20 protein-coding genes and 2 tRNA genes are annotated in these 24,649 nt (G+C 64.7%); 3 read left to right on the top strand and 19 right to left on the bottom strand.

All coding sequences use genetic code 11. The features are described 5' to 3' along the window. Positions 1 to 6: 6 nt before the first annotated feature. The 14 genes from ACE3P2_RS07515 to ACE3P2_RS07450 form a co-directional block, all read right to left on the bottom strand. Positions 7 to 1,107 (bottom strand): glycosyltransferase family 4 protein, encoded by a 1,101-nt coding sequence (locus ACE3P2_RS07515; RefSeq protein WP_374262885.1) that lies wholly within the window; start codon positions 1,105 to 1,107, stop codon positions 7 to 9. Further along, on the bottom strand, positions 1,104 to 2,309 hold the full coding sequence (locus ACE3P2_RS07510; RefSeq protein ID WP_374262883.1) for a TIGR04063 family PEP-CTERM/XrtA system glycosyltransferase: 1,206 nt from the start codon (positions 2,307 to 2,309) through the stop codon (positions 1,104 to 1,106). The genes ACE3P2_RS07515 and ACE3P2_RS07510 overlap by 4 nt, the downstream gene beginning before the upstream one ends. After that, positions 2,310 to 4,238 (bottom strand): XrtA/PEP-CTERM system amidotransferase, encoded by a 1,929-nt coding sequence (locus tag ACE3P2_RS07505; RefSeq protein ID WP_374262880.1) that lies wholly within the window; start codon positions 4,236 to 4,238, stop codon positions 2,310 to 2,312. 15 nt (positions 4,239 to 4,253) lie between these two features. After that, entirely contained in the window at positions 4,254 to 5,444 is a 1,191-nt protein-coding gene (locus ACE3P2_RS07500) for a TIGR03088 family PEP-CTERM/XrtA system glycosyltransferase (protein ID WP_374262878.1), read from the bottom strand. Positions 5,445 to 5,481: 37 nt separating this feature from the next. After that, on the bottom strand, positions 5,482 to 6,696 hold the full coding sequence (locus tag ACE3P2_RS07495) for a TIGR03087 family PEP-CTERM/XrtA system glycosyltransferase (RefSeq protein ID WP_374262875.1): 1,215 nt from the start codon (positions 6,694 to 6,696) through the stop codon (positions 5,482 to 5,484). A 3-nt stretch (positions 6,697 to 6,699) separates the two neighbouring features. After that, the gene (locus ACE3P2_RS07490) at positions 6,700 to 7,737 is read right to left on the bottom strand and encodes a FemAB family XrtA/PEP-CTERM system-associated protein (protein ID WP_374262872.1); all 1,038 of its coding nucleotides are present in this window, start codon (positions 7,735 to 7,737) and stop codon (positions 6,700 to 6,702) included. A 10-nt stretch (positions 7,738 to 7,747) separates the two neighbouring features. Continuing rightward, complete coding sequence (locus ACE3P2_RS07485; protein WP_374262869.1) at positions 7,748 to 8,620, bottom strand: XrtA system polysaccharide deacetylase; 873 nt, start codon at positions 8,618 to 8,620, stop codon at positions 7,748 to 7,750. Continuing rightward, entirely contained in the window at positions 8,617 to 9,708 is a 1,092-nt protein-coding gene (locus ACE3P2_RS07480) for an XrtA/PEP-CTERM system-associated ATPase (protein WP_374262866.1), read from the bottom strand. The genes ACE3P2_RS07485 and ACE3P2_RS07480 overlap by 4 nt, the downstream gene beginning before the upstream one ends. Positions 9,709 to 9,715: 7 nt before the next feature. Continuing rightward, positions 9,716 to 11,266 (bottom strand): TIGR03016 family PEP-CTERM system-associated outer membrane protein, encoded by a 1,551-nt coding sequence (locus tag ACE3P2_RS07475; RefSeq protein WP_374262863.1) that lies wholly within the window; start codon positions 11,264 to 11,266, stop codon positions 9,716 to 9,718. After that, entirely contained in the window at positions 11,263 to 12,276 is a 1,014-nt protein-coding gene (locus ACE3P2_RS07470; RefSeq protein WP_374262861.1) for an XrtA-associated tyrosine autokinase, read from the bottom strand. Before ACE3P2_RS07470 ends, ACE3P2_RS07475 begins: the two co-directional genes overlap by 4 nt. A gap of 9 nt (positions 12,277 to 12,285) precedes the next feature. After that, positions 12,286 to 13,866, bottom strand: a complete 1,581-nt coding sequence (locus ACE3P2_RS07465; protein ID WP_374262858.1) for an XrtA system polysaccharide chain length determinant — start codon at positions 13,864 to 13,866, stop codon at positions 12,286 to 12,288. 57 nt (positions 13,867 to 13,923) lie between these two features. Beyond that, positions 13,924 to 14,532, bottom strand: coding sequence for an XrtA/PEP-CTERM system exopolysaccharide export protein (locus ACE3P2_RS07460; RefSeq protein WP_374262856.1), 609 nt, complete (start codon positions 14,530 to 14,532; stop codon positions 13,924 to 13,926). Between the two features lie 194 nt (positions 14,533 to 14,726). Further along, complete coding sequence (locus ACE3P2_RS07455) at positions 14,727 to 16,034, bottom strand: DUF1302 family protein (protein ID WP_374262853.1); 1,308 nt, start codon at positions 16,032 to 16,034, stop codon at positions 14,727 to 14,729. A gap of 60 nt (positions 16,035 to 16,094) precedes the next feature. Continuing rightward, a complete protein-coding gene (locus tag ACE3P2_RS07450) occupies positions 16,095 to 16,871 on the bottom strand; it encodes an ABC transporter ATP-binding protein (RefSeq protein ID WP_374262850.1) in 777 nt (258 codons plus the stop codon). 42 nt (positions 16,872 to 16,913) lie between these two features. On the opposite strand from ACE3P2_RS07450, the gene ACE3P2_RS07445 reads away from it, so the two are divergent. Continuing rightward, positions 16,914 to 17,699 (top strand): outer membrane lipoprotein-sorting protein, encoded by a 786-nt coding sequence (locus ACE3P2_RS07445; RefSeq protein WP_374262847.1) that lies wholly within the window; start codon positions 16,914 to 16,916, stop codon positions 17,697 to 17,699. A gap of 2 nt (positions 17,700 to 17,701) precedes the next feature. Here the strand turns inward: ACE3P2_RS07445 and ACE3P2_RS07440 are convergent, their stop codons facing one another. Genes ACE3P2_RS07440 through rnr form a run of 3 tightly spaced genes read right to left on the bottom strand, consistent with a single transcriptional unit; the run spans position 17,702 to position 21,493 of the window. Further along, on the bottom strand, positions 17,702 to 18,382 hold the full coding sequence (locus tag ACE3P2_RS07440) for a HugZ family protein (RefSeq protein ID WP_374262844.1): 681 nt from the start codon (positions 18,380 to 18,382) through the stop codon (positions 17,702 to 17,704). Beyond that, positions 18,379 to 19,125, bottom strand: coding sequence for a 23S rRNA (guanosine(2251)-2'-O)-methyltransferase RlmB (gene rlmB, locus ACE3P2_RS07435; RefSeq protein ID WP_374262842.1), 747 nt, complete (start codon positions 19,123 to 19,125; stop codon positions 18,379 to 18,381). The genes ACE3P2_RS07440 and rlmB overlap by 4 nt, the downstream gene beginning before the upstream one ends. Further along, a complete protein-coding gene (gene rnr, locus ACE3P2_RS07430) occupies positions 19,118 to 21,493 on the bottom strand; it encodes a ribonuclease R (protein ID WP_374262840.1) in 2,376 nt (791 codons plus the stop codon). The genes rlmB and rnr overlap by 8 nt, the downstream gene beginning before the upstream one ends. A 150-nt stretch (positions 21,494 to 21,643) precedes the next feature. On the opposite strand from rnr, the gene ACE3P2_RS07425 reads away from it, so the two are divergent. Beyond that, positions 21,644 to 21,728: transfer RNA gene (locus ACE3P2_RS07425), tRNA-Leu, on the top strand. Positions 21,729 to 21,933: 205 nt separating this feature from the next. Continuing rightward, a tRNA-Leu gene (locus tag ACE3P2_RS07420) sits at positions 21,934 to 22,018 on the top strand. Between the two features lie 153 nt (positions 22,019 to 22,171). On the opposite strand, the gene ACE3P2_RS07415 is transcribed toward ACE3P2_RS07420, so the two are convergent. After that, positions 22,172 to 23,482, bottom strand: coding sequence for an adenylosuccinate synthase (locus tag ACE3P2_RS07415; RefSeq protein WP_374262837.1), 1,311 nt, complete (start codon positions 23,480 to 23,482; stop codon positions 22,172 to 22,174). Between the two features lie 3 nt (positions 23,483 to 23,485). Then, a complete protein-coding gene (locus ACE3P2_RS07410) occupies positions 23,486 to 24,643 on the bottom strand; it encodes an ATP phosphoribosyltransferase regulatory subunit (RefSeq protein WP_374262835.1) in 1,158 nt (385 codons plus the stop codon). Between the last annotated feature and the right edge of the window lie 6 nt (positions 24,644 to 24,649).

The raw sequence follows: 24,649 nt of genomic DNA, 5'->3' as shown, positions 1-24,649 counted from the left end.
GGATTCCTATGGCCGCGCGCCAGCGCCCCGGGCACGGCAAGCGTCGGTGTAGGCAGCGAGCAATTCGTTCTTGACGGCCGACCAGCTGTAGCGCTGGACGTCCTCCATCCCGGCGGCGCGCAGTCGGGCGGCGAAAACGTCGTCGCCCAGCACCCGCAGCATCGCATCGGCCATCGCTTCGGGGTCGTCGGGCGGCACCAGCATCGCCGTGCATTCCTGCTCGACGATGTAAGGAATGCCGCCGACGTTGGTGGTGACCACCGGCACGCCGCTGGCGAGGGCTTCGAGCACCGAATTGGGCATGTTGTCCACCCGGCTCGGGTTCAGCGCCAGATCGGCGTCGCGGTACAGGGCGGCCATCTCGTCACGGTCGAGGCGGCCGGTGAACACGACCCGATCGGCGATGCCCAGCTGCGCGGCGAGCGCCTTCAGCGCATCGGCCTGGGGCCCGGTCCCGGCAACCGACAGACGCGCATCCGGCCGCACGGCGGCGACACGGGCAAAGGCCCGCAGCGCGGTGTCGATGCCGTAGATCGGCTCGAGGTTGCGCGCCACCATCACGTGGGCCGCCGGCTTGCGGCTGGCGTCGGCGGGACGGAAGCGCGCCAGATCGATGATGTTTGAGACGATCCGCCCTTCCATTCCGAAGCGCCCGAAGACGTCCTTCAGAAAGCCCGACGGGAGCACCAGCATCGCGGCACGGTTCATGCTGGCACGCACCGTTCCGGACGCACCGCGCAGGAAGCTTTCGGCCTCGCCGCCCCGGTAATTGACCACCACCGGCTTGCCGCGCAGGCGACCGATCCAGATCGCCGGCGCCGCAAAAAGGTGCCATGACCACCCCGAGTTGGCCATCACGTGGAGCAGATCGGCCTTCCCGGCGGCGCGCCACAGGCAACAGGCGTAGGGCAGCAGGCGGAACAACGCCCGCAGGCCCTTGAGCTTCTCGGCCCAGCCGGGCCGGTAGGGTGCGTTGACCTGCACCACCTCGACCTGGGCGCCTTCCTGGCGCAGCAGCTCACCGAGCTGTCGGGTCTGGTTGGCCATGCCACCGGCAGGCGGCGGCAGCGGGCCGACCAGGGCGATACATAAATCCGAGAATTTCATGCGGCCGATCTCGGCGCCAGCCGACCGTACACCGCCTTGTAGTTGGCGACGCTGTTCTTCCAGTTGCGCACGTCTTCGACGAAATGGCGCCCGGCGGTCCGCATCGCGGGCCAACGCTCGCGGTGGGCGAGCATGTCCTGGATCGTCGCCACCAGCGCGGGCACCTGGCCGGCGGCAAACAGGCGGCCGGTTTCTCCGTCGCGAATGAGCTCCTTGTGTCCCCCCACGTCGGAGGCGACGAAGATTCGCCCCTGGGCCATCGCCTCGAGGGGCTTGAGCGGGGTGACCAGCTCGGTCAGTCGCATCGAGTGGCGCGGATAGGCCAGCAGATCGATGAGATCGTAGTAGCGGCTGACTTCGGAATGGGGCACACGACCGGTAAACACCACCTTGTCGGCGATGCCGAGGCGCTGGGCCTGGGCCTTGAGATTGGCGTCCTGCGGCCCGCCGCCCACCAGCAGCACCCGCAGGTCCGGCTGGCCGGCATGCATCGCGGCGAAGGCGTCGAGGAGCAGGTCGAGGCCTTCGTACGCATAGAACGAGCCGACGAAGCCCAAAACCGTCTTGCCCTGCAGACCGAGCTTGGCCTTGAGGGCTTCGTCCGGCGCGCCGGAGAGCTGGAAGCCTTCCACATCCACCGCGTTGGGAATGACCGTGACCTTGGTCTCGGGAATGCCACGGGCAACGATGTCGCGACGCAGCCCTTCGCAGATGGTGAACGCGTGATCGACGCGCTTCAGCGCCCAGCTCTCGAGGCCGCGGGTGGCGCGGTAGCGCAGGCTGCCTTCGGCGGTCGTGCCGTGGTCGACGGCGGCGTCCTCCCAGAAGGCGCGGATTTCATAGACGACCGGGATACCCAGCTTGCGCCCGACGCGGATCGCCGGAATGGCATTGAGCACCGGCGAATGGGCGTGGATCACGTCCGGGCGCAGTTCGCGGGCCAGCTGTTCGAGACGGGTTTCGGTAGCGCGGATCAGGCGCCATTCGTTGATGCCCGCCGGGCCGGCCGGCGGCACCTCGGAGCGGTGGAAGCGCAGGCCGTCCACGTCCTCGACGGGCGCCGCGGTGGGGCCCTGCTTCGGGGAGGTGAGGTGGAAGGTTTCCCAGCCGAGGGCGCGCTGCTCGCGCAGGATCGCAGCAGTGCGGAAGGTGTAACCGCTGTGCAGCGGGATCGAGTGATCGAGGACGTGGAGAATGCGCATTTACTGACTCATTTCAGCCACGGCGGGCACCGCGGCCGTGGCGTTGCTGTTACGCAGGAAGGCTTCGAACATCATCGTCGTCCACAGCGAGGCGCTGTAGTCGCGGGCCCCGGACTGGTGGGCGTCCACCAGATGCTGGAGGTAAGCGCGGTTGAAGATGCCGGTCTCGGCCAGCGTCGAGCCCAGGATGGCCTCGCGCACCCGGCCCTTGAGCGGACCGCGGAACCAGCGCGCCAGCGGCACCGCGAAACCCATCTTGGGGCGGTACAGCACATCGCGGGGGAGCAGCGGCTCCATCGCCTTCTTGAAGACGAACTTGCCTTCCTGGCCCTTGATCTTGAGGCTCGAGGGCAAGGTGGCCAGCCATTCGACCAGCTTGTGATCCATCAGCGGATCGCGCACTTCCAGCGAATGGGCCATGCTGGCGCGGTCGACCTTGGTGTTGATGTCGCCGACCAGATACGTCTTGGTGTCGAGGTACTGGATGAGGGCCAGCGGATCGTCGGTGTCGGCGGCAGCGGCGTGGCGGCGGAACACCTCGATGGCGTTGTAGCCTGCCAGCTCGGCGCGGAACGTGTTCGAGAACAGGCTGCGCCGCATGTCGTCGCGCAGGATCGACACCGAATGGAAATAGGCCTGCACCGAATCCCGCGCGAGCGCCTGGAAGGTAGTCTTGGCGCGGAACATCCGCGGCGCCCAGTCGGCCTTGGGGTACATCCGGCCGAGCAGCCCGAAGACCGGACGGCGGATGCCAGCGGGCATCGAGCCGCGCATCTTCTCTTCCATCAGATGCATGCGGTAGCGGCGGTAGCCGCCCATCGCCTCGTCGCCGCCGTCGCCGGACAAGGCCACGGTGACGTGCTTGCGAGCGAGCTGGCAGACGCGGTAGGTGGGAATCGCCGAGCTGTCGGCGTAGGGTTCGTCGTAGAGCGCCGCCAGGGTGTCGATGAGATCGAAGTCGTCCGATTTGACGGTTTCGACGAAGTGCCGGGTCTGGTAGCGGTCGGCCACCATCTGGGCGAATTCGGACTCGTTGAAGGCCGGGTCGTCGAAGGCGATCGAACAGGTATTCACCGGCTCGCCCGACAAGCCCGCCATGGTCGCCACGACGGCGCTGGAATCGACGCCGCCTGACAGGAAGGCGCCCAGCGGCACGTCGGAAATCATGCGCAGGCGTACCGATTCGCGCAGGCGCTCGGTAAGCTCGGCGGTCGCGTCGGCCAGCGAAAGCGGGTTGTCGAGGGTGAAACGGACGTCCCAGTAGCGCTTGGGCGCGGGGATCGGCTGACCGCGGCGGATGCACAGGCTCTCGCCTGGCTGCAGCTTGCGGGCGCCCTTGAAGATGGTGCGCGGTTCGGCCACGTAGCCGAAGGCAAAGTATTCCTCGACCGCCTGGGGGTCGATGCGGCGGTCGAGTCCGGGATGCTGCATCAGCACCTTGAGCTCCGAGCCGAAGACCAGCGTGCCGTCGTCAAGGATCGCGTAGAAGAACGGCTTCACGCCCAGACGGTCACGGGCCATGAAGAAGGTCTGACGGTTGCGGTCCCACAGGGCAAAGGCGAACATGCCCCGGAATCGCTGCACGCAGTCCTCGCCCCAGGATTCCCAGGCGTGCACGATGACCTCGGTGTCGCTGCGCGTGTGGAAGCGGTGGCCGAGGGCTTCGAGTTCGGGCACGAGTTCCTGGAAATTGTAGATTTCGCCGTTGAACACCACCGCCACCGAGCCATCCTCGTTGAACAGCGGCTGCTGGCCGGTCGAGAGGTCGATGATGGACAGGCGACGATGGCCGAGCGCCACCCCGGGTTCGAAATGAAGATCGCCCTCATCCGGCCCCCGATGGAACTGGATGTCGTTCATCCGCTTCATCAGGGCGCGATCGAAGTCGCGCTTGCCGCGGGTGTCAAATAGGCCAGCAATGCCGCACATGGAATTTCTCTACTTTCAGCGAAGGGCGTTTCTGGATTGGATGGCAGGCCCGGTGCCGGGCGCGGACGCCCGCAGGCGCGATTCGTAAAGCGACAGGTAGTCAGCAACCATCGCATCGAGACTGAACTGGGCACAGACCCGCTCGCGACCGGCCCGCCCGAAGGCTGCGGCGCGCTGGGGATGAGCCAGCAGCGCCGCCATGGCCCCGGCCAGTGCAGCCGGATCGGCCGAGGGCACGAGCAGGCCGGTCTGACCTTCGACGACCAGCTCGGCATTGCCACCCACGTGGGTCGCGACGACTGGCAGGCCCGAGGCCATCGCCTCGAGCAAGGTATTGGAAATACCCTCGGCGAGGGACGGCAGCACGAAGACGTTCATGCCGCTGTTCATCAGCGGCACGTTGGCCTGTTCGCCGGCAAGCCAGACGTAGTCGTCGAGCCCTTCGGCCGAGACGAGCGCCTGCAGGCTCGCGTGGAGCGGCCCGCCGCCGACGATCATCAGCCGCGCGCGCCGCGCCGCGTCGGGACTGCCGTGCACCAGCTGGCCGAAGGCGCGAATCAGGTTGGCGTGGTCCTTGACCGCCTGCAGCCGTCCGACCGCGCCGAAGACCACGAGCCCCGGATCGTTGAAGGGCGACCCCGGAATCTCGGCACGCTTCGCCACCGGCGCGAACCGGGCGGTATCGACGCCATTGCAGATTCGCTTGACCCGGCTGGCGCGCACACCGACTTTGCCGGTGAGGTAGTGCTCGATCCGCCGTGACAAGGCCACGTAGGCCGACACGAAGGGCGAGTAAACCTTGCGGACGAGCTGGAACTTGCGGCTGGTGCCCTCGAGGTCGGAGGCGTCCCAGCCGTGCTCGCCGTGCACGCGCACCGGCACACCGGCGAGCCAGGCCGGGACCACCATTTCAAGGGCCGCCAGGTTGCGGGTGTGGACGATGGCCGGGCGATGCTCGCGGAACAGGCGATAAAGGCGCGGATAGAGCCGCGCGCCGTGCCCCGCCCCTTTCTCGAGGGACAGGAATTGCACGTCGCTGCGCGTGATGCGCTCGCAGAAGCTGGGCACGCAGCGGGTCAGCGCCACGATCATGTGGCGGAAGCGCTCGGGCGGCATCCGGTTGACCAGGTTCACGATCCCGTTTTCCAGCCCGCCGACGTCAAAGCTGTAAACAACGTGCATCACCAGGGGGCGGGAATCGTTCATGGGCTTTCGGGTATCGGGTACGCGTCGTGCGAACGGCTCAACGGACGGGCTCGCCGAGCAGATTTTCGAGGGCTGCCAGATGGGCCGACCAGCTGTAGCGGCGCAGCACGGTCTCCCGCGCGGCATGTCCCATGGTGCGGCGCAATGTTACATCAGCCAACAGCGCGACAGTACGCGAAACGAATTCGTCACCACTGTGGGCAATCTCACAGTCATGGCCTGAGCGGGCCTCCAGTCCCGTGGCAGGTGCCGAGGAAATCACGACCGGCTGCGCCATCGCCATCGCCTCGAGGACCTTGTTCTGGATGCCGCGGGCAATGCGCAGCGGCGCGACGATCACGTCGGCGTGGGCCAGGTAAGGACGCACGTCCGGCACCGTACCGGTTACCACCACGCCCTCCCCCGCCAGCGCCTGGACGGCGGGCGCCGGATTCATGCCGACGATCCAGAAGCGCACGTCGGGCACCTGGGCCCGGATCTTCGGCAGCAGTTCGCCGGCAAACCACACCACCGCATCGATGTTGGGCCAATAGTCCATTGCGCCGGTGAAGACCACCACCGGCCCGCCGGGCGGATAGGGACGGGTGCCGCCGTTGTCGGGCGAGAAGAAATCGGCGTCGACGCCGTTCTGCATCGCGCTGACCTTGGGCGCCAGCTCCGGTGCCGCGTGACGGAACAGATCGGCCTCGGCCTCGGTCACGAAGACGCTGGCGTCGCTGCGGGCTGCGGCCTTGCGCTCGAACGCGAGCAGCGCACGGCCTTCGCGGCGATACAGCCAGGACATCGGCCAGCGGTGATCACCAGCGTACTGGGTCCATTTGGCGGAGTCGAGGTCGCAGAAATCGATGACCCGGCGCGTCAAACCCGGCACGTCGAGGTATTGGGCCATCGGCCCCGAGAACGCCACCGCTTCGCGGATGCCCGCGCGCGCCACCACGTCCGCCACCCAACCGGCGAGCTCGGCGCTGCGGTAGTACGGCACGCTCAGCGCTTCGCCGGTGAGCAGGCCGCGCAGGCTGGCGACCTTCGCCTTGCGCGGGTCGAGACGGATCACACGGTGCTCTTCGCACCACTCGGCGAGCTTGTCGATGTACTGGACGTCGTCGGGGTGATCGACGAAGGTGCCGAGAAAGATCCGATGCCGCTTGGCCAGCTGGCGCAGGATATTGAACGATCGCACCTTGTCGCCCTTGTTGGGCGGATACGGAATGCGATGAACCAGATAAAGAAGCGGAGTGCGATCGTCAGCCACCGGTCACCCCAGGTTGCGGACGATGTGCGGCCCGATGGTGTTGGCGACAGCGAGGGGCAGACGCCGCCACATCGCGATGAAGGCGCGATACTTGGGGTTCATCGGGTTGTTCTGGGGAATGGCGTCGCGCTTGTAGAGCCGGTACTCGTACGACAGGGGCATCGGCTCGAATCCCCAGTTCTTCTTGAAGCTGTAGGGGCCGGTGCCGATCTTGCTGCGGCCGTAGTCGAAGATGCGGTAGCCCTTGGCGCACGCCCGGCGCATCAGCTCCCAGTATTTGAAATCGTTGGCGGCGAGTTCGCGGGCGGCCAGATCGTCGCCGGCATAGTACGGGAGCACCTCGTCGCGGAAGTAGAAGGTCAGAACGGTGGAGAGGGGTTTGCCTTCGGGCGATGAGACGGTCATGACCTCGCAATCCTGCCCGAAAACCTTCATCAGCGTTTCAAAGAAGTGTTTCGGCAGCGCCGGGGTGCCGTGCCGCAGCACGTTGTCGGAATACAGCGCGAAAAAACGGTCGCAATTGGCGTCGATCTGGCTCACCAGCCCGTTCTTGATGCCCTTGCGCACCATCGCCCGCTGCTTGCGGGGAATCGCCGCCATGTTGGCCTCTTCGTCCGCCAGGATCTCCTTGCGGAAGGTGACGTAGAGGTCCTGATGCGGCCAGTCGGCATGGCGGGCGCGCAGATTGCGGTATTCCAGGTGCTGCACGCCGGCCTTGCGCGACAAGGCGTCGGCCTCGGCTTCGAGGGCCGCCACGGCGTCGGCATCGCTGCCCGCCACGCCGCCATAGACGGCAAACGGCAGCGACGTCATCGCATGACCGAAAAGGCGGCTCTTGACCTCCACGAGCGGCAACACCGCGACGATCTGCCCGTCACGCTCGGCCAGCAGGTAATGGGTGCGGTGGCGGAACACCGTTTCCATGATCCCGCGCCATTCGATACGGTGAAAGAAAGTGGCATCCGGGCAGGCGAAAACGAATTCATTCCAGCGCGCAGAATCCCCCGCCACAAACGGGCGTACTTTAACTACAGAAACCATTCCCGGAACCTTAGACTGAGGTTTGAAGCGCGGGGAGGAACACGTCGTCCATCCGCCCCCAGGAAAAATCCTGAAGAAGACGGGCCAGACGCGCCTCGGTGTGCGCCAGATTGACGTAATGCCGGAAACGGGTCTTGGCGCTCGCTTCCTTGACGACCGGCTGCTCGGGGTCGATTTCCCACGGGTGAAAATAGAAGATCGCCGGACGCCGGTCTTCTTCGTTGACCTTGCGGATGCCCCAGGCCGACACCGGATAGGGCAGCAGACGGAAATAGCCCCCCCCACCCACCGGCCAGTTGCGGCCGAAGCGACGTACCGTGGTGATCGGGATTTCAACCAGGGCCTTGCCGACCGCGTACGGAAAACGCGGCGCGTTCGGCACCCCATAATGATCGTGCTTGACCGGATAGACGCTGGAGCTGTACGTGTAGCCGGCCGACTCGATGCAGCCGTGGGCCCATGGATTGGACAAGCCCACCGAAAAGCTCGGCGCCCGGTAGCCCTTCACCTCGCAGTCGGAGATGTCCTCCAGTACCGCCTTCGCCAGTTGGATGTCGGCGAGGAAGGCTTCGGGCGTCTGCTCGCTGGCGCGCTGGTGGCCATAGCCATGGCTGGCGATCTCGTGGCCTTCCATCGCGATCAGGCGGATCAGCTTGGGATAGCGCTCGGCCACCCAGCCGAGGGTGAAGAACGTCCCCTTGGCCTCGTGGCGATGCAGCAGCTCGAGAATCCGATGAACGTTGCGCTCGACGCGGCACGGCGTGTCGTTCCAGCTTTCCTTCGGGAAGTGCGGAGCCAACGCGGAGACCTGGAAGTAGTCTTCGACGTCGATGGTCAGCGCATTCACGATGGCTTTGCCATCGCGCTTCTTGGGGGCAGTCATTTTGCGGCGGCTCCGCCTTCGGCCTGAGCGCCGCCCTGCTCCTGGGCAGACTTGAGCAGCTGGCCGAGGGTATTCAGGGTGGTCGACAGCGTGCGTTCGAGGAGCGCCAGGCGCTCGTCGAAACGGGTCATGTCGAAGGACGGACCGGCATTGGCCAGCAGCTTGGCGGCCTCGGGGTTGGCCAGCAGGCGCTGCAGATCGAGACTCTCCGCGGCCTGGCTGGCGGCGGGAGCGGCGCCAATCGTCGCGTCGACATCGCCGGTGCCGGTGGGTGTCACCTGCTCCTCACGCATCTCAGAGACGATCTGATTGACCAGCTCGGCGCCGACCCGACGCTGCTCACCGAGGAACGCGGCCAGCATGATGCGATCGCACACGGCGTTGATGCGGCGCGGAATCCCCTGGCTCACGTTGTAGATCTCGCGCATCGCATCCTGGTCGAAGGTCGGATTGCCCTTCCAGCCGACGCAGGCGAGGCGGTGCTCGACGTACGCATGGGTTTCCTGCAGGTCGAGCGGACCGAGGTGATAGGAGGCGATGACCCGCTGGCGCAACTGGACCATCTCCGGGCTCTGCATGATGGCCCGGAATTCCGGCTGGCCGACCAGGAAGCTCTGCAGCAGCGCGTGATCTTCGAGCTGGAAATTGGAGAGCATCCGCAGCTCCTCGACGGCCTTCGGCGTGAGGTTCTGGGCTTCGTCGACGATCAGCAGCGCGCGCTTGCCGGCGGCCGTGGTGCTGACCAGGAAGGCCTCGATGGCCAGCAGCAGGTCGCTCTTGGACAGATGCTTGCTCGGGATGCCGAACGAAGCGGCCACGAGACGCAGGATGTCGTCGGCGTCGATCTGGGTGCTCACCAGATTGGCGGCAACGATCTTCTTGGAGTCGAGCTTTTCGAGCAGGCTGCGCACCAGCAGCGTCTTGCCCGCGCCGACTTCACCGGTGATGACGATGAAGCCTTCGTTCTGGTGCAGGCCGTACTCGAGGTAGGCCATCGCGCGGCGGTGGCCACGGCTGCCGTAGAAAAATGAAGGGTCCGGATTAAGCTGGAAGGGCTTGCCCCGCAAACCGAAATAGGCTTCGTACATGACGTGCTCAGAATTGGTAGAGGACGGTGCCGTACAGCGCGTTCTCGGTGTAGGAGGTGCTACCGGAGCCGTGGCTGTTGCGGATGCTCAGCGAGCCCGTCGTCTTGGGCGTGAAGTTGGTCGTCAGACCGGCGGTGATCATGCGCGAGCGCGCCGAGACCGGGCCCGTCGCGGTGCCGGACACCGTGGCCTGGCCGGTTTCGCTACGCATCGCCGTCAGCGACAGATTGGCGGAAGTGATCGGCGTGAGCTTGTGCTGGACCGTGGCGGTACCGCCGGTGGTGGTGTAATTGCTGGTCGTCGAGGTGGTGGGCGACAGGGAGAACGAACTCTCGGTCAGCGGCGTGCGCTCGGTGCGGAATCCCGTGAAGGTCAGTGAATTGCGGGCACCGATGAAGGTCACGCTGAGCTGCAGGCGACGGTCGAGGTAAAACCCGTTCGTCAGGTCCGTCGTGCCAGGGAACATGCTGAGCAGCGTCGCGTAGTTCTGCGTGATGAACGCCGCACGGACACTCGGATTCGGGAAGGACGCAACCAGCGCCGGGTGCGCCATCAGCCGATCGAACTGACTGGTGGCGCCCTGCAGGCTCTGCCCCAGGGAGCTGACGTCGCGGCTGTAGCTGGCCTGGACAGCCAGTTGGGGGCCCCGATGCTCGAAGGACAGATCGTAGCCCGTGCCGAAGAAGCGGTGTTCGACGGTACCCTTGAAGGTGGTGAACGGGCTGATCCGCCAGTCGCCGCCACCGCCATAGATGGTCTTGGTGGTCGTGTCGGCCGAGGTGTAATTGCTGGTTTCGCTACCACCGATGACCCGCAGCATGAGCTGGGGATCGACCGCGAAGGTACCGCCGAAACGCAACGAGGTATGGTCGATGTCGCGCCGGTTGGTGCTTTCGGTGTGGCTGTCTCGGTAATTGAAATCCCACCCGAGCCGACCCAGCGCATACGGATCGCTGGCCGTCAGCGACCACGTGTCGGTGAGATTGCGCGACACCGCGGTCGAATTCGACTCCATGTCGCTCATGGAGTAACGCGCCTCCACCGTGCCGGTGCTGCCGAAGCGCCCCTTGAGGTAGGGGCTGACGGTGAACAGCTTGACCTCGGAGAGGTTGCTGGTACCGGTCACGCCCCCCGTGCCCTGGGGCTGGAAGGCGTAGGTGGGCTGGCGGGAAATGGAACCGAACAGATCGATGAAACCGTGATTTTCCCAGGCCGTGAGCTTGCCGTTACCGTTGAGCAACAACTGGTTGGTGTTCGGCTGGGTGCCGTTGGCGTACATCGCCGAGTTCATGCCGAGGGTCATCTGACCGTCGATGCGCGCCGACTTGGCATCGACTCGGACGGACGGATTGAGCTGGGTGATCCATTCCGTCCCCGACGAGCTCTGCCCCAGGCGCGCGTTGTCGGTGACCGTCTCGGTCAGACGAACGGAGGGAACAACGGCGAACTCGCGCTGCTGGGCGATCGCCGGCGTGGCGCCGAGCCCGAGGGCGGCGCACACCAGCGCAAGACGCCGCCGGCGGGTGGTCAGCACGATACGGGAAGCGGGATAACTCACGCGTTCTCCTTCGGCGCGTGGCCGTAGCCATAGCCGTAACCATAGCCATAGCCGTAGCCATAGGAGCCGGCACCGGACTGCAAGGCCTTGTTCAGCAACATGAGCTTGACCGGGCAGCTCTCGATGGTGGAGAGCGCCTGCTTGACGGCGGCCTGAGTCGTGCGGTTCGACTCGACGACCATCACGATCTGCCCCATGTGGGTGGCCAGCACACGCGATTCGGTGGTGACCAGCAGCGGCGGGGAATCGAACACGATGATCCGGTCGGAATACCGCACGGCCAGCTCTTCGAGCAGGTTGTTCATCGCGTCGCTGGCAAGCAGTTCGGTCGCCCGGGGGTGGGGCGTCCCGGCCGGCAGCAGGCTGAGCTTCTCGATGTTGGTCTTCAGCATCACGTCGCTGAGCTGGGTGCCCGGCGTGGTGAGCACATCCATCAAGCCCTTCTTCGGCGGCAGGCCGAGAATGTTGAGCACCGACGGACGCGACACGTCGGCGTCAATCAGCAGCACCGTGTGGTCGAGTTCCATGGCCATGCTGATGGCCAGGTTGATCGAGCTGAAGCTCTTGCCCTCGCCGGGCAGCGAACTCGTGATCATGATCAGGTTGGCGTTGGCGATCGCCGACGCCCCCTTGCCCTGTACGTTGCGCAGCAACGGCCGTTTGATGATCCGGAACTCGTCGCCGATCAGCGAACGCGGCGCGTTCGGCGTGACGATGCCGATCGACTGGAGGCGGTCGAGATCGATCTCGATGGACTTGGAGGGCGAGCCCGCGGCCTGCGGCGCTTTCGCTCTGGCGGGCTCGGCGGCTTGCGGCGCGGCCTCGACGACAACCGGCTCGACGCGTGCTGGCTGGTCGGCGAAGGCCGACACTACCGGCGCGGCGGGGGTTACGGACTGAACGGGCTCGACCGCGCGCGACGCCTCGGCGGCAACTTCGCTTTCCGCCGGAGCGGCGGTGACTTTCTGGAGCTGCTCGAGTCGCTCGACTGCTTTTTCAATAATGCTCATGTTCGCCTCTTAACCCATTCTGGCCAGCAACAGCCAGACAGTCATTGCGCCAAACAGTCCGACCAGTGCCCCCACGCCACCGAGGAAGACCACCTTGCCCCGGCGCTGATTGCGCAGGCGATCGGGATCGCCAATCATGCTGACCGCGCCGAGCACGGCCAGGCCCGTGACCTCGCGCAGCACCTGGGTATCCGAGAAGACCGGCCGGATCTGGCTGATCAGGAAGGACACCAGACCGCCGAACAGCAACGCAGCCAGACCGGCAGCCGGCATCAACAGCAGACGATTCGGAGCGGAAGGCTTGCTCGGGACAGTGGGCGGATCGATCAGGCGGAAGTCGGCCACGCCGGAGGTCGCACCCATCTCGACCGCCATCGTGGCGGATTCGCGACGGGAGACCAGTGCGTCGTAGTTCTTCTTGTTGATGTCGTAGTCGCGGTTGAGCTGGGTGAATTCGGTCTCGAGCTGCGGCAGGGTGCGGGACGCCGCGCCGAGCTGCTGCAGTCGGGATTCGTACTCGGACACCCGCGCCCGCAGGGACGCCACGTTGGCCTCGGATTCGGCCAGCGACAGGCGCATCTGCTGGAACACCGGATTGACGTTGGCCGACGAACCCACGCCCGCCCCCGCAGATGCGGTGGCCGCAGCCGCCGCCTTGCGACGGGCCTGCAGCTCCTCGGCTTTCTGGGCCTCGAGCTCGGCGATCACCTTGCGGGTGCCGACCACGTCAGGATGCTTGTCGGTGTACTTCTGCAGCAGGCCGTCGAGGGATTTCTTCAGAGTCTCGATGCGACCATCGAGCTCGGGCACCGGCACCGAGGCCAGCGTCGCGCTAGACATCTTCTCGGGCAGGGCCACCGACTCCTCGCCAGAGAGCTGGCGCTTGAGGGCATCGCGGGAGTTCTCGGCTTCACGCAGGGCGAGCTTGGCCTGGTTGAGCTGCTCGCTCACCTCGGTCATCTTGCGGAAATAATCCTGGCCGCCCGAGCCGATCACGCCCATGTTGCGCACCTTGTATTCCTTGAGGCGGTTCTCGGCTTCGATCAGCTTCTGCTCGTAGGCCTTGATCTGCTCCTCGATGAAGCGCCGCGCAGTATCGGAATCCTTGCGCTTGTCGCCGAGACCCGACTCGACGAAGATCGAAACCATCGATTGCACAACACGCTTGGCCCGCTCGGGATCTGTGTCGGTGTAGGCCAGGGTGTAGAGGTTGTCGCGGCCCGCCTCGCGGATCTGCAGCGCCTTGGTGACGTTGGTGACCAGCGTCTCGCGGTCTTCCTTGGTCTTGGCCGCGAGATCCAGGTCGGCCATGCGGATCAGCTTCTCGACGTTCGGACGGCTGATCAGCGTGCGGCTCAGGATGCCGATCTGCTGATCGACGTTGGGCTGGACGGCCAGCCCGGACATCAGCGGCTTCAGGATCGACTGGGTGTCCACATAGACGCGGGCCGAGGACTCGTAGCGGTCAGGCAGCAGATAGACAACCGCGGCGACGATGGGACCGAGAATCCAGGCGGCGGCCAGGCCCCACCAGCGATACAGCCACATGCCGCGGAGGGTCACCGACAGCTGTCTTAAAATGTCTTCCATTGGGAAATTCCGAATGCGCTCCCCCAGGACAACCCCGGGGGACAATCACGAGAAGGATCAGAACCAGCTCTGGGGGATGATGATGACGTCGCCCGGCTTCATCTCGACGTTGGCCGAGACATCGCCACGCTTGACGAGATCCTTCAGACGGATGGTGTATTGCTTGTTGCCTTCGGAAGTCCGCAGCAGCGTGGCCCGGTTGCCGTCAGCGTAATCGGTCAGGCCGTTCACGGCGATCATCACGTCGAGCAGCGACATCTTCTGGCGGAAGGCCAGGGTCTGCGGTTTAGCGGCTTCGCCCACGACACGGACCTGCTGGGCGTAGGGGCCGACGAAGGTGGTGACGATGACGGTCACGACCGGATCTCGGATGTACTTGCCGAGGGCCTGCTCGATCTCGCGGGCCAGGGTGCTGGCGTCGCGACCGGAGGCGGGCAGATCCTCGACCAGCGGCGTGGTGATCTTGCCGTCAGGACGGACCGGGACGGTCATCGACAGTTCGGGATTGCGCCAGACGACGATATTGACGTTGTCACCGGGGCCGATCTGGTAGTTGTAATCGGCGCTCTCGGCGGTCGCCGGGGCCGGCGGGTAAGTCGTCGCACATCCGGCAAGACCGGCCACGACGGCGCAAGCCAGCAGGCCTTTTGTCAAAACGCGTTTCATAAGGTACATCCCCTGGATACGGCCTAAGTTCAGCCTTTGAATGATAACGGGCGGATATTACGGCAGCGCGCCTTCACGCCCGGAGAAAAACGTCACGCCCCCCCAAAAAGGGCACCCCGCTTTGCCATCTGCATGACAAAAATATTCCTCTCGGGATTTGTCCGGCGCGGATCATACCTAATCCGAGTGGCAATCTAGAAGGACCAGCGCGCCTCGGTATACACCCGGTCGCGGTCTGCGTAACGGCCGAACATGCCGGTCGAGCTGCCGCCGAAGGCATCCACGCCCAGCACCACTCGCCAGCTCTTGCTGGCCGACCAGATCAGCTTCGGGCGAACCATATAATCGTTACGATTCAACATCGAAACATACAGCGCCTCGGCCTCCAGGCCGTTGCCGAGCTTCGTATTGAGGAGCACGCTGGCGCCCCCTTCGGTCCGTTCCGCGCCGGTCCGAGGATCATAGTCGAGCATCCTGCGGGCGAAATATTGCAGGTTGATGCGGCCGTCCCGAAACGCCGGAATATCGACGCCAACCACGTAATCAATTGTGTCTTGGTCGATTAGACCGTTCTGAACGACCGTCGGATCGACCGCATTGAATTTGCGGCCGCGGGTGTGGACCAGTTCACCCTTGAGCACGAAATCGCCCAGATCCTTCGCCACCGTGCCGCCGGCCTGGCTGATGCGCTCATGACGCGGCTGGAATTCAGGCTGCATGCCGTTGAAGCCAGTGAAATAAAAAGTCTGGGCGACATCCATGCTGCGATAGTAGAAACCCGACAGATCCCAGCCACCAACCATGCGCGACAGGCGACCGCCCCAGTTGGTATTGCCAAGCGAATTGTCAGGCTTCACCTCACCGGACACCCGGTAATCACGCGGTAGCGGGTAGAACTCCGCACCCGGCTTGCCGATACGGTCGTAACTCGGGACGGGAATCCACAACAGTTCGGCATGCGTTTCACCGAAATAGTATTCCGCTCGTGCGGCCCACTGGGGAATCCGCAGCTGCTCGAAATCGGGAAGATAAAACGTGCGCAAATCCCGCGCCGACACCACGTCGGCAAAGAACAAACCGACCATTTCACCCCACACCACATGCTGACGACCGACGCGAAAATCGACGTCGCCCACCGAAAAGTCGGCGTAGGTTTCCCGTAGATCGAACTGGTACTGCTGATCGCGGCGCACCGCGTCGGGATAGAAGCCGGAATCGATGCCGAACACCGCGTCGGCATCCGCGCGACCGGAAATCTTCCATTTCACGCTGTCTCCTCCCGTCGCCGCAACCTCGGCACGGGAGCGCGCCATGGACCAGTGATCCTTGCCACCGTAGGTCCGGGCGACGTCGAACTGGAGATAGCCCGCGGTCTTCGGCCCCTTCGCGACCGGCTCGTCGTCAAGCGCCAAATCATCGTCGGCCGACGAGGCGGTACCGGCGCACGTGATCGCCGCGAGCGCAAACGCGCAGCGGCGGAGCGTGTGGTTAAAGCTGTTCATTCCCTGCGTTCCTCATTACATCGAATTCTTGTGCCGATTGGCGGCGCCCGATGGTCCGCCTCACACCTTGTAGGCGACGAAACGCCAGGTGCCGTTTTCCTGCTTGGACCCGAGCTTGGTCGGCTGACCGTCCTCCATCCGGACTTGCTGGGCAGCCATACTCATGACCTGCTTGTCGTGGGTGGAGAAAACGAAAGTGGTCTTGCAATCCTCGTTGATGCGCCGCATCAGTTCGAGGATGCTCTTGCCCGTGCTGCGGTCGAGGTTGGCCGTCGGCTCGTCGGCCAGCACGACGCGCGAATGGGTCACCAGCGCGCGGGCAATCGCCACCCGCTGGCGCTGGCCACCGGACAGCTGATTGGGGCGATGGTGGGCGTAGCGGGCGAGGCCCACCAGTTTGAGGTAATCGTTGACCCGCGAGCGACGCTCTTCCTTGCTGATCTCGGGCATCTGGAGAAGCGGATACTCCACGTTCTCCTCGGCCGACAGCACCGGCAACAGATTAAAGGTCTGGAAAATGAAACCGATGGTTCTGGCACGGATGTCGGCCAGCTCGTCGGGCGTCTGGCCAGAGACGTCCTTTCCATTCACCTTCACGCGCCCCTCGCTTGGCGTATCGATGCACCCCATGATATTAAGCAGCGTGGATTTGCCGCTTCCCGATGACCCGGCGATCGCCATGAAGTCGCCCTCGCGAACATCGAGGGACACGTTTCTCAACGCCTTGACATCTTGATCACCAAGGCGATAGACCTTACTGACGTGACTGATCTCGATGATCTTCGGCGGCTTCGCCTTCAGGACCTTTTCTGCGTAGTCATCGTCGATTGTTTGCATCGGTACACCGGTCTATGTTGTTTGCTTTTAAAGGATAACACTATGAGCCTCAAGTTTAGCCCCTCGACCTGCCGGGCGCGCTGCCTCGGCCTTGCCCTGGCCGCGCTGGCGCTGGTGTCCGGCGGGGTATCCCGGGCGGATGATCCGGAGCAGGCCCGCGCCATCGTCGCCAAGGCCGACGAAATCCGCTTTCCGCGAGAAGGCTTCCAGGTCGTGATCGACATCACCTCGACCAGCGTCGGCGAGCAGCAGGAAGATCGCAAGTACCGCATCCTGTCCAAGGGCAACGAGAACACCATCGTCCAGACGCTCGAACCGGCCACCGACCGTGGTCAGGCGATGTTGATGCGTGGCCGTGACCTGTGGGTCTTCATGCCAAACGTGTCGCAGCCGGTGCGCCTCTCCCTCGCCCAGCGCCTGACCGGCCAGGTGGCCAACGGCGACCTGGCGCGCGCCAACTTCTCCGGCGACTACGAACCGAAGATCCTGCGCACCGACACCATCGAGGGCGAGAAGATGCACGTCCTCGAACTCACCGCCGTCGACCGTGGCGTGACCTACGCCAAGGTGCTGTACTGGGTGCGCCAATCCAACAACTGGCCCTACAAGGCCGAGTTCTACTCGATCTCCGACCGGCTGCTCAAGGTGTGCCGTTACGAGAAATTCAAGGAACTGGGCGGCCGCACCCGGCCGACCCAGCTCGTGATGGAAGACGCCCTCAAAAAGGGAGACATGTCGGTGCTGCGCTACTCGCAGATGACCGCCAAGGAACTGCCCGACCGCGTGTTCACCAAGCAGTACATGGACAAGCTGAACCGGGTGGACTGACCTCAGGCGTAGTCCGAACCCGCTGCCGCGGGCGGAGTCGGCTCCGCCTGCAGCAGCACACCGCCTGCCGCCGCCTCGAGCGCAGCCACGCTGCCGTCGGTCGGCGGCAGCGCCAGGCGGCGAAAGATGCCACCGATGCGCAGATCGACGCCCTCGCAATCGATCCCCAGCACACCCACCCCGACCGGTGCCAGTCGCGCAAGCCGTTCCACCAGACGCATCTCGATCTCCGGCGCCAGCATTGCCGGCAACGTCTCCGCGTCGATCCAGCCCATCCGACCGAATCCTCCGATGAATCGCGCCTTGAAGGGCATCAGACGGAAGAAACGGAAATCCCCCAATGCAAGGTATTCGGCCGCGTCCGGTCGATAGCGCAGGTAGCGCGCCTGACGCCCGGCATCGAGGCTGACCGGCGTGACATCACCCACCAGGGTGAGCCGGGACTGCGCCAGATCGCCGTCTGGGCCTTCAGTCACCAGCAAGCTGGCGCGCGAATCGGCACGCAGGTTGCGGGTATGCTCTGCCAATTCGCTCAGCAAAAAAACGGGACACCCAGCCTCGTCGGGTACGTAGGGCAAGGCGCTGACGAAAGGATAGCCGGGCACCCCGAGCGACTGCGTGCCCAGCGCACCGCTGCGGCTACGCCGCAGCAAAGCCCGGACTTCGGCGTAGTCGATCTTCACGCGCGCTGGCGGCGTGCCTCGAACAGGCACAGCCCGCTCGCCACCGACACGTTGAGGCTTTCGACCGTGCCGTACATCGGAATCCGCACGAGTTCGTCGCAGGTGTCTCGGGTGAGGCGACGCAAGCCGTCGCCCTCGGCGCCCAGCACCCACGCGATGGGCCCCTTCTGATCGACGGTGTAGATCGATTTCTCCGCCTCGCCAGCCGCGCCGAGAATCCACACCCCTGCGTCCTGCATCTCGCGCAGGGCCCGCGCGAGGTTGGTCACGGTGACGTAGGGCACCGTGTCGGCGGCCCCGCTGGCCACTTTCACCGCCGTTGCGTTGAGTCCGACCGCCTTGTCCTTGGGGGCGATCACGGCGTGGGCGCCGGCCGCATCCGCCACCCGCAGGCAGGCGCCGAGGTTGTGCGGATCCTGGATCCCGTCGAGGACCAGCAGCAAGGCCGGCTCGGTCAGGCCGTCGAGCACGTCGGCGAGCTTGAGCTCCTTGCGGCGTCCGTCGATACGGGCCACGACACCCTGGTGACGACGCGTTCCGACCATCTTGTCGAGGCGCTCCCCCTCGGTCGGAATCAAGCGGGTGCCAAGCTGCTCGGCGTGGCGGACCAGATCCCTGGCGCGCGGATCGTTGCGCTTGGCGTCGGTGTAGATCTCGAAGATGGCTTCGGGATCGTGGCGCAACTTGGCCAGCACGGCATGGAAGCCGTAGATGAGACGGGAGCTTGCGGTGTTGTCAGACACGGGGTTTGGCTTTCTTCTTTGCGCCGCTCGCCGCACGCTTGCGCGGCTTGGCGGACTTGGTGGCTTTTGCGGGTTTTACGGTCTTGCCGGTCTTGGCGGCGTCACCGGCGCCCTTTCCGGCGACGGACTTCCGCTTCGGCGCAGCCGCACTGACGGGCGCCTCACCGGCATCGACGACCTCAGTCGCCCGCGGCCGGCGGACCGACTTTTCAGGCACAGGAGAAACGGGCTCGGACGCAGCCTTCTCACGCGCAGTCTTGCCGACGCGCTCGGTCGGTCGTGCGGCGCCGGCCACGAGGCGGAAGTCGATCTTGCTGGCTTCCATGTTCACCCGCACGAGCTGGACCCGGATGCGATCGGAGAGACGATAGCGCTCGCCGGCACGTTCGCCGACCAGCGAGTGGTGGGCGTCGTCGTAGTGGAAGTAGTCGCTGCCGAGGTCGGAAATATGCACCAGGCCCTCGACGAAGACGTCGTCCAGCGCGACAAAAAGCCCGAACGGTACCACTGCCGAAACACTGCCGTCGAATTCCTCGCCGATGCGGTCCTGCATGTAATAGCACTTGAGCCAGTTCTCGACATCCCGGTCGGCCTCGTCGGCACGCCGCTCGGTCATCGAACAATGCAGGCCGATGGCCTCCCAATCGCCTTCGTCCTGCGCCGGCACGTAGCGCGCGCCCTGCAGCACCGCCTTGATTGCGCGATGCACGAGCAGGTCCGGGTAGCGCCGGATCGGCGAGGTGAAATGGGTGTAAGCGTCATACGCCAGGCCGAAATGGCCGACGTTGTCGGGGCTGTACTGGGCCTGACGCAGCGAACGCAGCATCACCGTCTGCAGCAGCTGCAGGTCGGGCCGACCCTGGATCTTCTCGAGCAAACGCGCGTAATCGGCGGCCTTCGGCTCGTCGCCGCCGCCGAGCTGCAGCCCGAACTCACCGAAGAACTCTCGCAGCTTGGCGAGCTTTTCGGGCGTCGGACCTTCGTGGATGCGGTAGAGCGCCGGATGTTCGTGCGCCTGCAGGAACTCGGACGCGCAGACGTTTGCCGCCAGCATGCATTCCTCGATCAGGCGATGCGCGTCGTTACGGCTCTCCGGAACGATCTGGGCAATCTTGCCGTTGTCGTCGAAGATCATCCGCGTCTCCTGGGTCTCGAAGTCGATCGCCCCCCGCTTGGCGCGCGCCTTGAGCAGCACCCGGAACAGCTTGTCGAGGTTCTGCAGGTGGGGCAGCAGTTCGCCGATCACCTCGAGCGCCGACGCATCGTTGTCATACAACGCCGCTGCCACCTGGTTGTAGGTCAGGCGCGCCTTCGAGAACATCACTGCCGGATAGAAACGGTACTGCTTGATCACCCCGGTCTGCGAAATCGCCATGTCACAGACCATGCACAGGCGCTCGACCTGGGGGTTGAGCGAGCACAGCCCGTTGGACAGCTTCTCCGGCAGCATCGGGATCACCCGACGCGGAAAGTAAACAGAGTTACCGCGGTCGTAGGCCTCGCCATCGAGCGCCGAACCGACCGTCACGTAATGCGAGACATCCGCAATCGCCACCACCAGTCGGAAGCCGCGCCCCTGACGCTCGCAGTACACTGCGTCGTCGAAGTCCCGCGCGGTCTCGCCATCGATGGTGACGAGTGGTAGCGCGGTCAGATCCTCCCGCCCCTTCCAGTCCATCTTGCGGACTTTTTCCGGCAGACGACGGGCCTGCGCCTTGGCCGCCGACGAGAATTCGAATGGCAGTTCATGCTTACGCAGGGCGATCTCGATCTCCATGCCCGGGTCGGCGTAGTTGCCGAGCAGCTCGACGATGCGTCCAACCGGCTGTGCGTAGCGGGTCGGCTGCTCCACGAGTTCGACCACCACCACCTGACCGGCCACGGGCTTGAACTTCGCCTTGCCCGGGGCAAGCAGGATCTCCTGTGAGATGCGGCGGTTTTCCGGCACGACCAAGGTAACGCCGTTCTCGACCAGGACACGCCCGACGATTCGCGAATTGGCGCGTTCGAGCACTTCGACCAGCTTGCCCTCAGGGCGGCCGCGCCGATCCATTCCAGCGACGCGGACCATCACTCGATCGCCGTGCAGCACTTCGCGCATCTCGTTCGGGCCGAGGAAGATGTCCGGTCCCTCGTCGTCCGTCACCACGAAGCCGTAGCCGTCGGGATGACCCTGGACCGTGCCCCGGAGCAGATCGGCCTTGGCGGGCAGCAGATAGGCGCCGCGGCGATTTCGCATCACCTGCCCGTCGCGCTCCATCGCGAACATGCGTCGCTCGAAGAATTCGCGTTCGACCGGCCGGATATCCAACGCTTCGGCGAGCTCGGCGATTGGCAGCGGCACACCATGCTCGGCCAGCGTCTGCATGATGAATTCGCGACTCGGAAGGGGAAAATCGTACTTCAGGCTTTCGCGCTCGAAATACGGATCGCTGCGACGCAGTTCGCTCAGTTTTTGGGTGTTTTTAGACTTGTTGGTTGACACAGGTTCTTTCTAATCTATAATGGCGCCTTCGTTGCCCAGATGGCGAAATTGGTAGACGCGCTAGTTTCAGGTACTAGTGCCGCGAGGCGTGGAGGTTCGAGTCCTCTTCTGGGCACCAGGTTTCAGGAAAAGCCGATCGATTTTCGATCGGCTTTTTTGTTTTTAGGGTCGGCGCTTCAAACGATAAGGCGACCGCATCGAGGACGCTCACGCAAGCGGTTACCGCCACGGCGGGGCCGGCTGGGATCGAGGCAGTCATGACTGCGGTACGCGTGTGAAGTGCTTGCATGGCGGAATGTTTGATCTATAATAGCGCCTTCGCTGCCCAGATGGCGAAATTGGTAGACGCGCTAGTTTCAGGTACTAGTGCCGCGAGGCGTGGAGGTTCGAGTCCTCTTCTGGGCACCAGAACTCACTTGAAAGCCGGTCATTCGACCGGCTTTTTTGTTTTATGCACTGACCAACGACACCTGGCGGGCCTGCCCTCCTCTCCACCACCGCATGCAACGCAGCACAGCGGCGGAAACGAGGGCGACCAACCAGTGACGTCCGGCAAACCGCTCAGGCGCCGAAGGGGTGACGCTTGAGGATGGTCTCGTCACGCTCGGGGCCCGTCGAGATCACATCGATCGACACCTCGCAGATTTCCTCGATGCGGTGCAGGTAAGCCCGGGCTTCCGGAGGAAGCGCATCCCAGCTCTGGGCACCGAAGGTGGTGCCGCTCCAGCCCGGCATGGTTTCAAGAATCGGCTCGCAGCGTACGACTTCCTCGGAACCCATCGGCAACAGATCGATGCGCTTGCCGTCGAGCATGTAGCCGACGCAAAGTTTCAATTCCGGCAACCCGTCGAGCACGTCGAGCTTGGTAATGCACAGGCCGGAAACGCCGTTGATGATGATCGAACGCTTCAGTGCCGCCAGATCCAGCCAGCCGCAGCGACGCTTGCGCCCCGTCACGGTGCCGAACTCGCGGCCCACAGTGGACATCTGATAACCCGGCGTACCGGCGGTCTCGAAATCCAGCTCGGTGGGGAAAGGACCACCCCCCACGCGCGTACAGTAAGCCTTGGTGATCCCCAGCACGTAGTGCAGGCGGCCCGGACCGACACCGGAACCCGCCGCGGCCTGACCCGCCACACAGTTGCTGGACGTGACGAACGGGTAGGTGCCGTGGTCGATGTCAAGCAGCGTGCCCTGAGCACCTTCGAACAGCAGGTTGCCACCAGCCTTGTTGATGGCGTAGAGGTCGGCCGACACATCGGTGACCATCGGCAGAATTTCCTTCGCATCGGTCATGGCCTGATCGAACACCGTCTGGAAATTGACGGCCTCGGCGCCCAGATACTGGGTCAGCACGAAGTTATGGTATTCGAGGTTCTCGGCGAGCTTCTCAGCGAAGCGCTTCGGATCGAAGAGGTCATAAACGCGCAGCGCGCGGCGAGCAACCTTGTCCTCGTAGGTCGGGCCGATACCCTTGCCGGTCGTGCCGATCTTTTCACCCGCGCTCTTCTTCGCCTCGCGGGCACGATCGACAGCGGAATGGTAGCCGAGGATCAGCGGACAGCCCGGGCTGATCTTGAGGCGCTCGCGCACCTTGATACCGCCGGCCTCGAGACCGCGCACTTCGGCGAGCAGATGATGGATGTCGAGCACCACGCCGTTGCCGATGAAACATTCGACGCCTTCACGAACGATGCCCGAGGGCACGAGGTTCAGCTTGTACTCGGTGGTGCCGACCACCAGCGTGTGGCCGGCGTTGTGACCGCCCTGAAAGCGAACAACACCCTGCGCCTGATCGGTGAGCCAATCGACGATCTTGCCCTTCCCCTCGTCACCCCATTGGGTGCCGACCACAACCACGTTCTTTGCCATTTTTTACTCTCCCTGAAGCGGTTCAACCTGCCAGGCACCGCCCCGCAGAACCAGACGCCGGTCACACCCGGCCTCGCGCCACGTGCCATCATGGCCGGGCAATTCGATCATCACACTCTCACCGGCGGCGCGCAGCTTCGCGACCGCCTCCGTAAAACCGTCCTCGCCAGCGTCGGCCGCGAGGATCGCGCCGGTCACGGCCGGATCCGGCGTCTGGCTGGCCAGCTCGCGCAGATCAAGGCTGAACCCCGTCGCCGGACGCCCGCGCCCGAACGCCCGGCCGACGCTGTCGTAGCGCCCCCCCAGCGCCAGCGCCACCGGGGACTTGCCGCCATAGGCCGCGAAAACCACCCCACTGTGGTAGTGATAGCCGCGCAGATCGGCCAGATCGAAGCTGATCGGCAGACCGGCAAGTCGCGTGGCAAGCTGCTCGAGATCGTCGAGCGCACGCTGGATCTCCACGTCCGCGGGGAGAATCTTCCGCGCCCGCGCCAGCACCTCGGTGCCGCCGTAAAGGGTCGGCAGCGCCAGCAGCGCCGTCCGGACGTCCTCGGCGACATCACCGAGCAGATCGCGCAGCCCCGGCAGATCCTTCGCCTGCAGGCAATCGAACAAGGCCTCCTCGCGACCGGGCAGCAGCCCCGCCTTCTGGGCCAGCGCCTTGAACAGGCCGACGTGTCCCAGATCGATGCGCGACGTGCCGACTCCGGCGATCTGCAGCGTCTCGGCAAGCAGTCGAATGACTTCCGCGTCAGCCTCGATACCGGCGTGGCCGTAGAGTTCGGCACCGAGCTGCAAGGGCTCCCGGGTCGCCGTCAGCGACGACGGAACCGCATGGGCGACACTCCCGCAGTAGCACAGGCGCGCCACGCCCTTGCGGTTGAGCAGGTGGGCATCGATGCGCGCGACCTGCGGCGTGATGTCGGCCCGCACGCCCATCGTCCTGCCTGAAAGCTGATCGACGAGCTTGAGAGTCTTGAGATTCAGGTCCTGGCCGGCGCCAGTGAGCAGCGACTCGAGATATTCGAGCAGCGGCGGCGCCACCAGCTGATAACCATTCAGACGGAACGCATCGAGCAGACGACGGCGCAGATCTTCCAGCTTGGCCGCCTCGGCGGGCAGCGCGTCCTGGATATATTCGGGGAGAACCCAACGCAACATGGGCAA

This window comes from Zoogloea sp. (genome assembly GCF_041911615.1).
Lineage (GTDB): Bacteria > Pseudomonadota > Gammaproteobacteria > Burkholderiales > Rhodocyclaceae > Zoogloea.
This window is presented reverse-complemented; position numbering and strand designations above follow the sequence as displayed.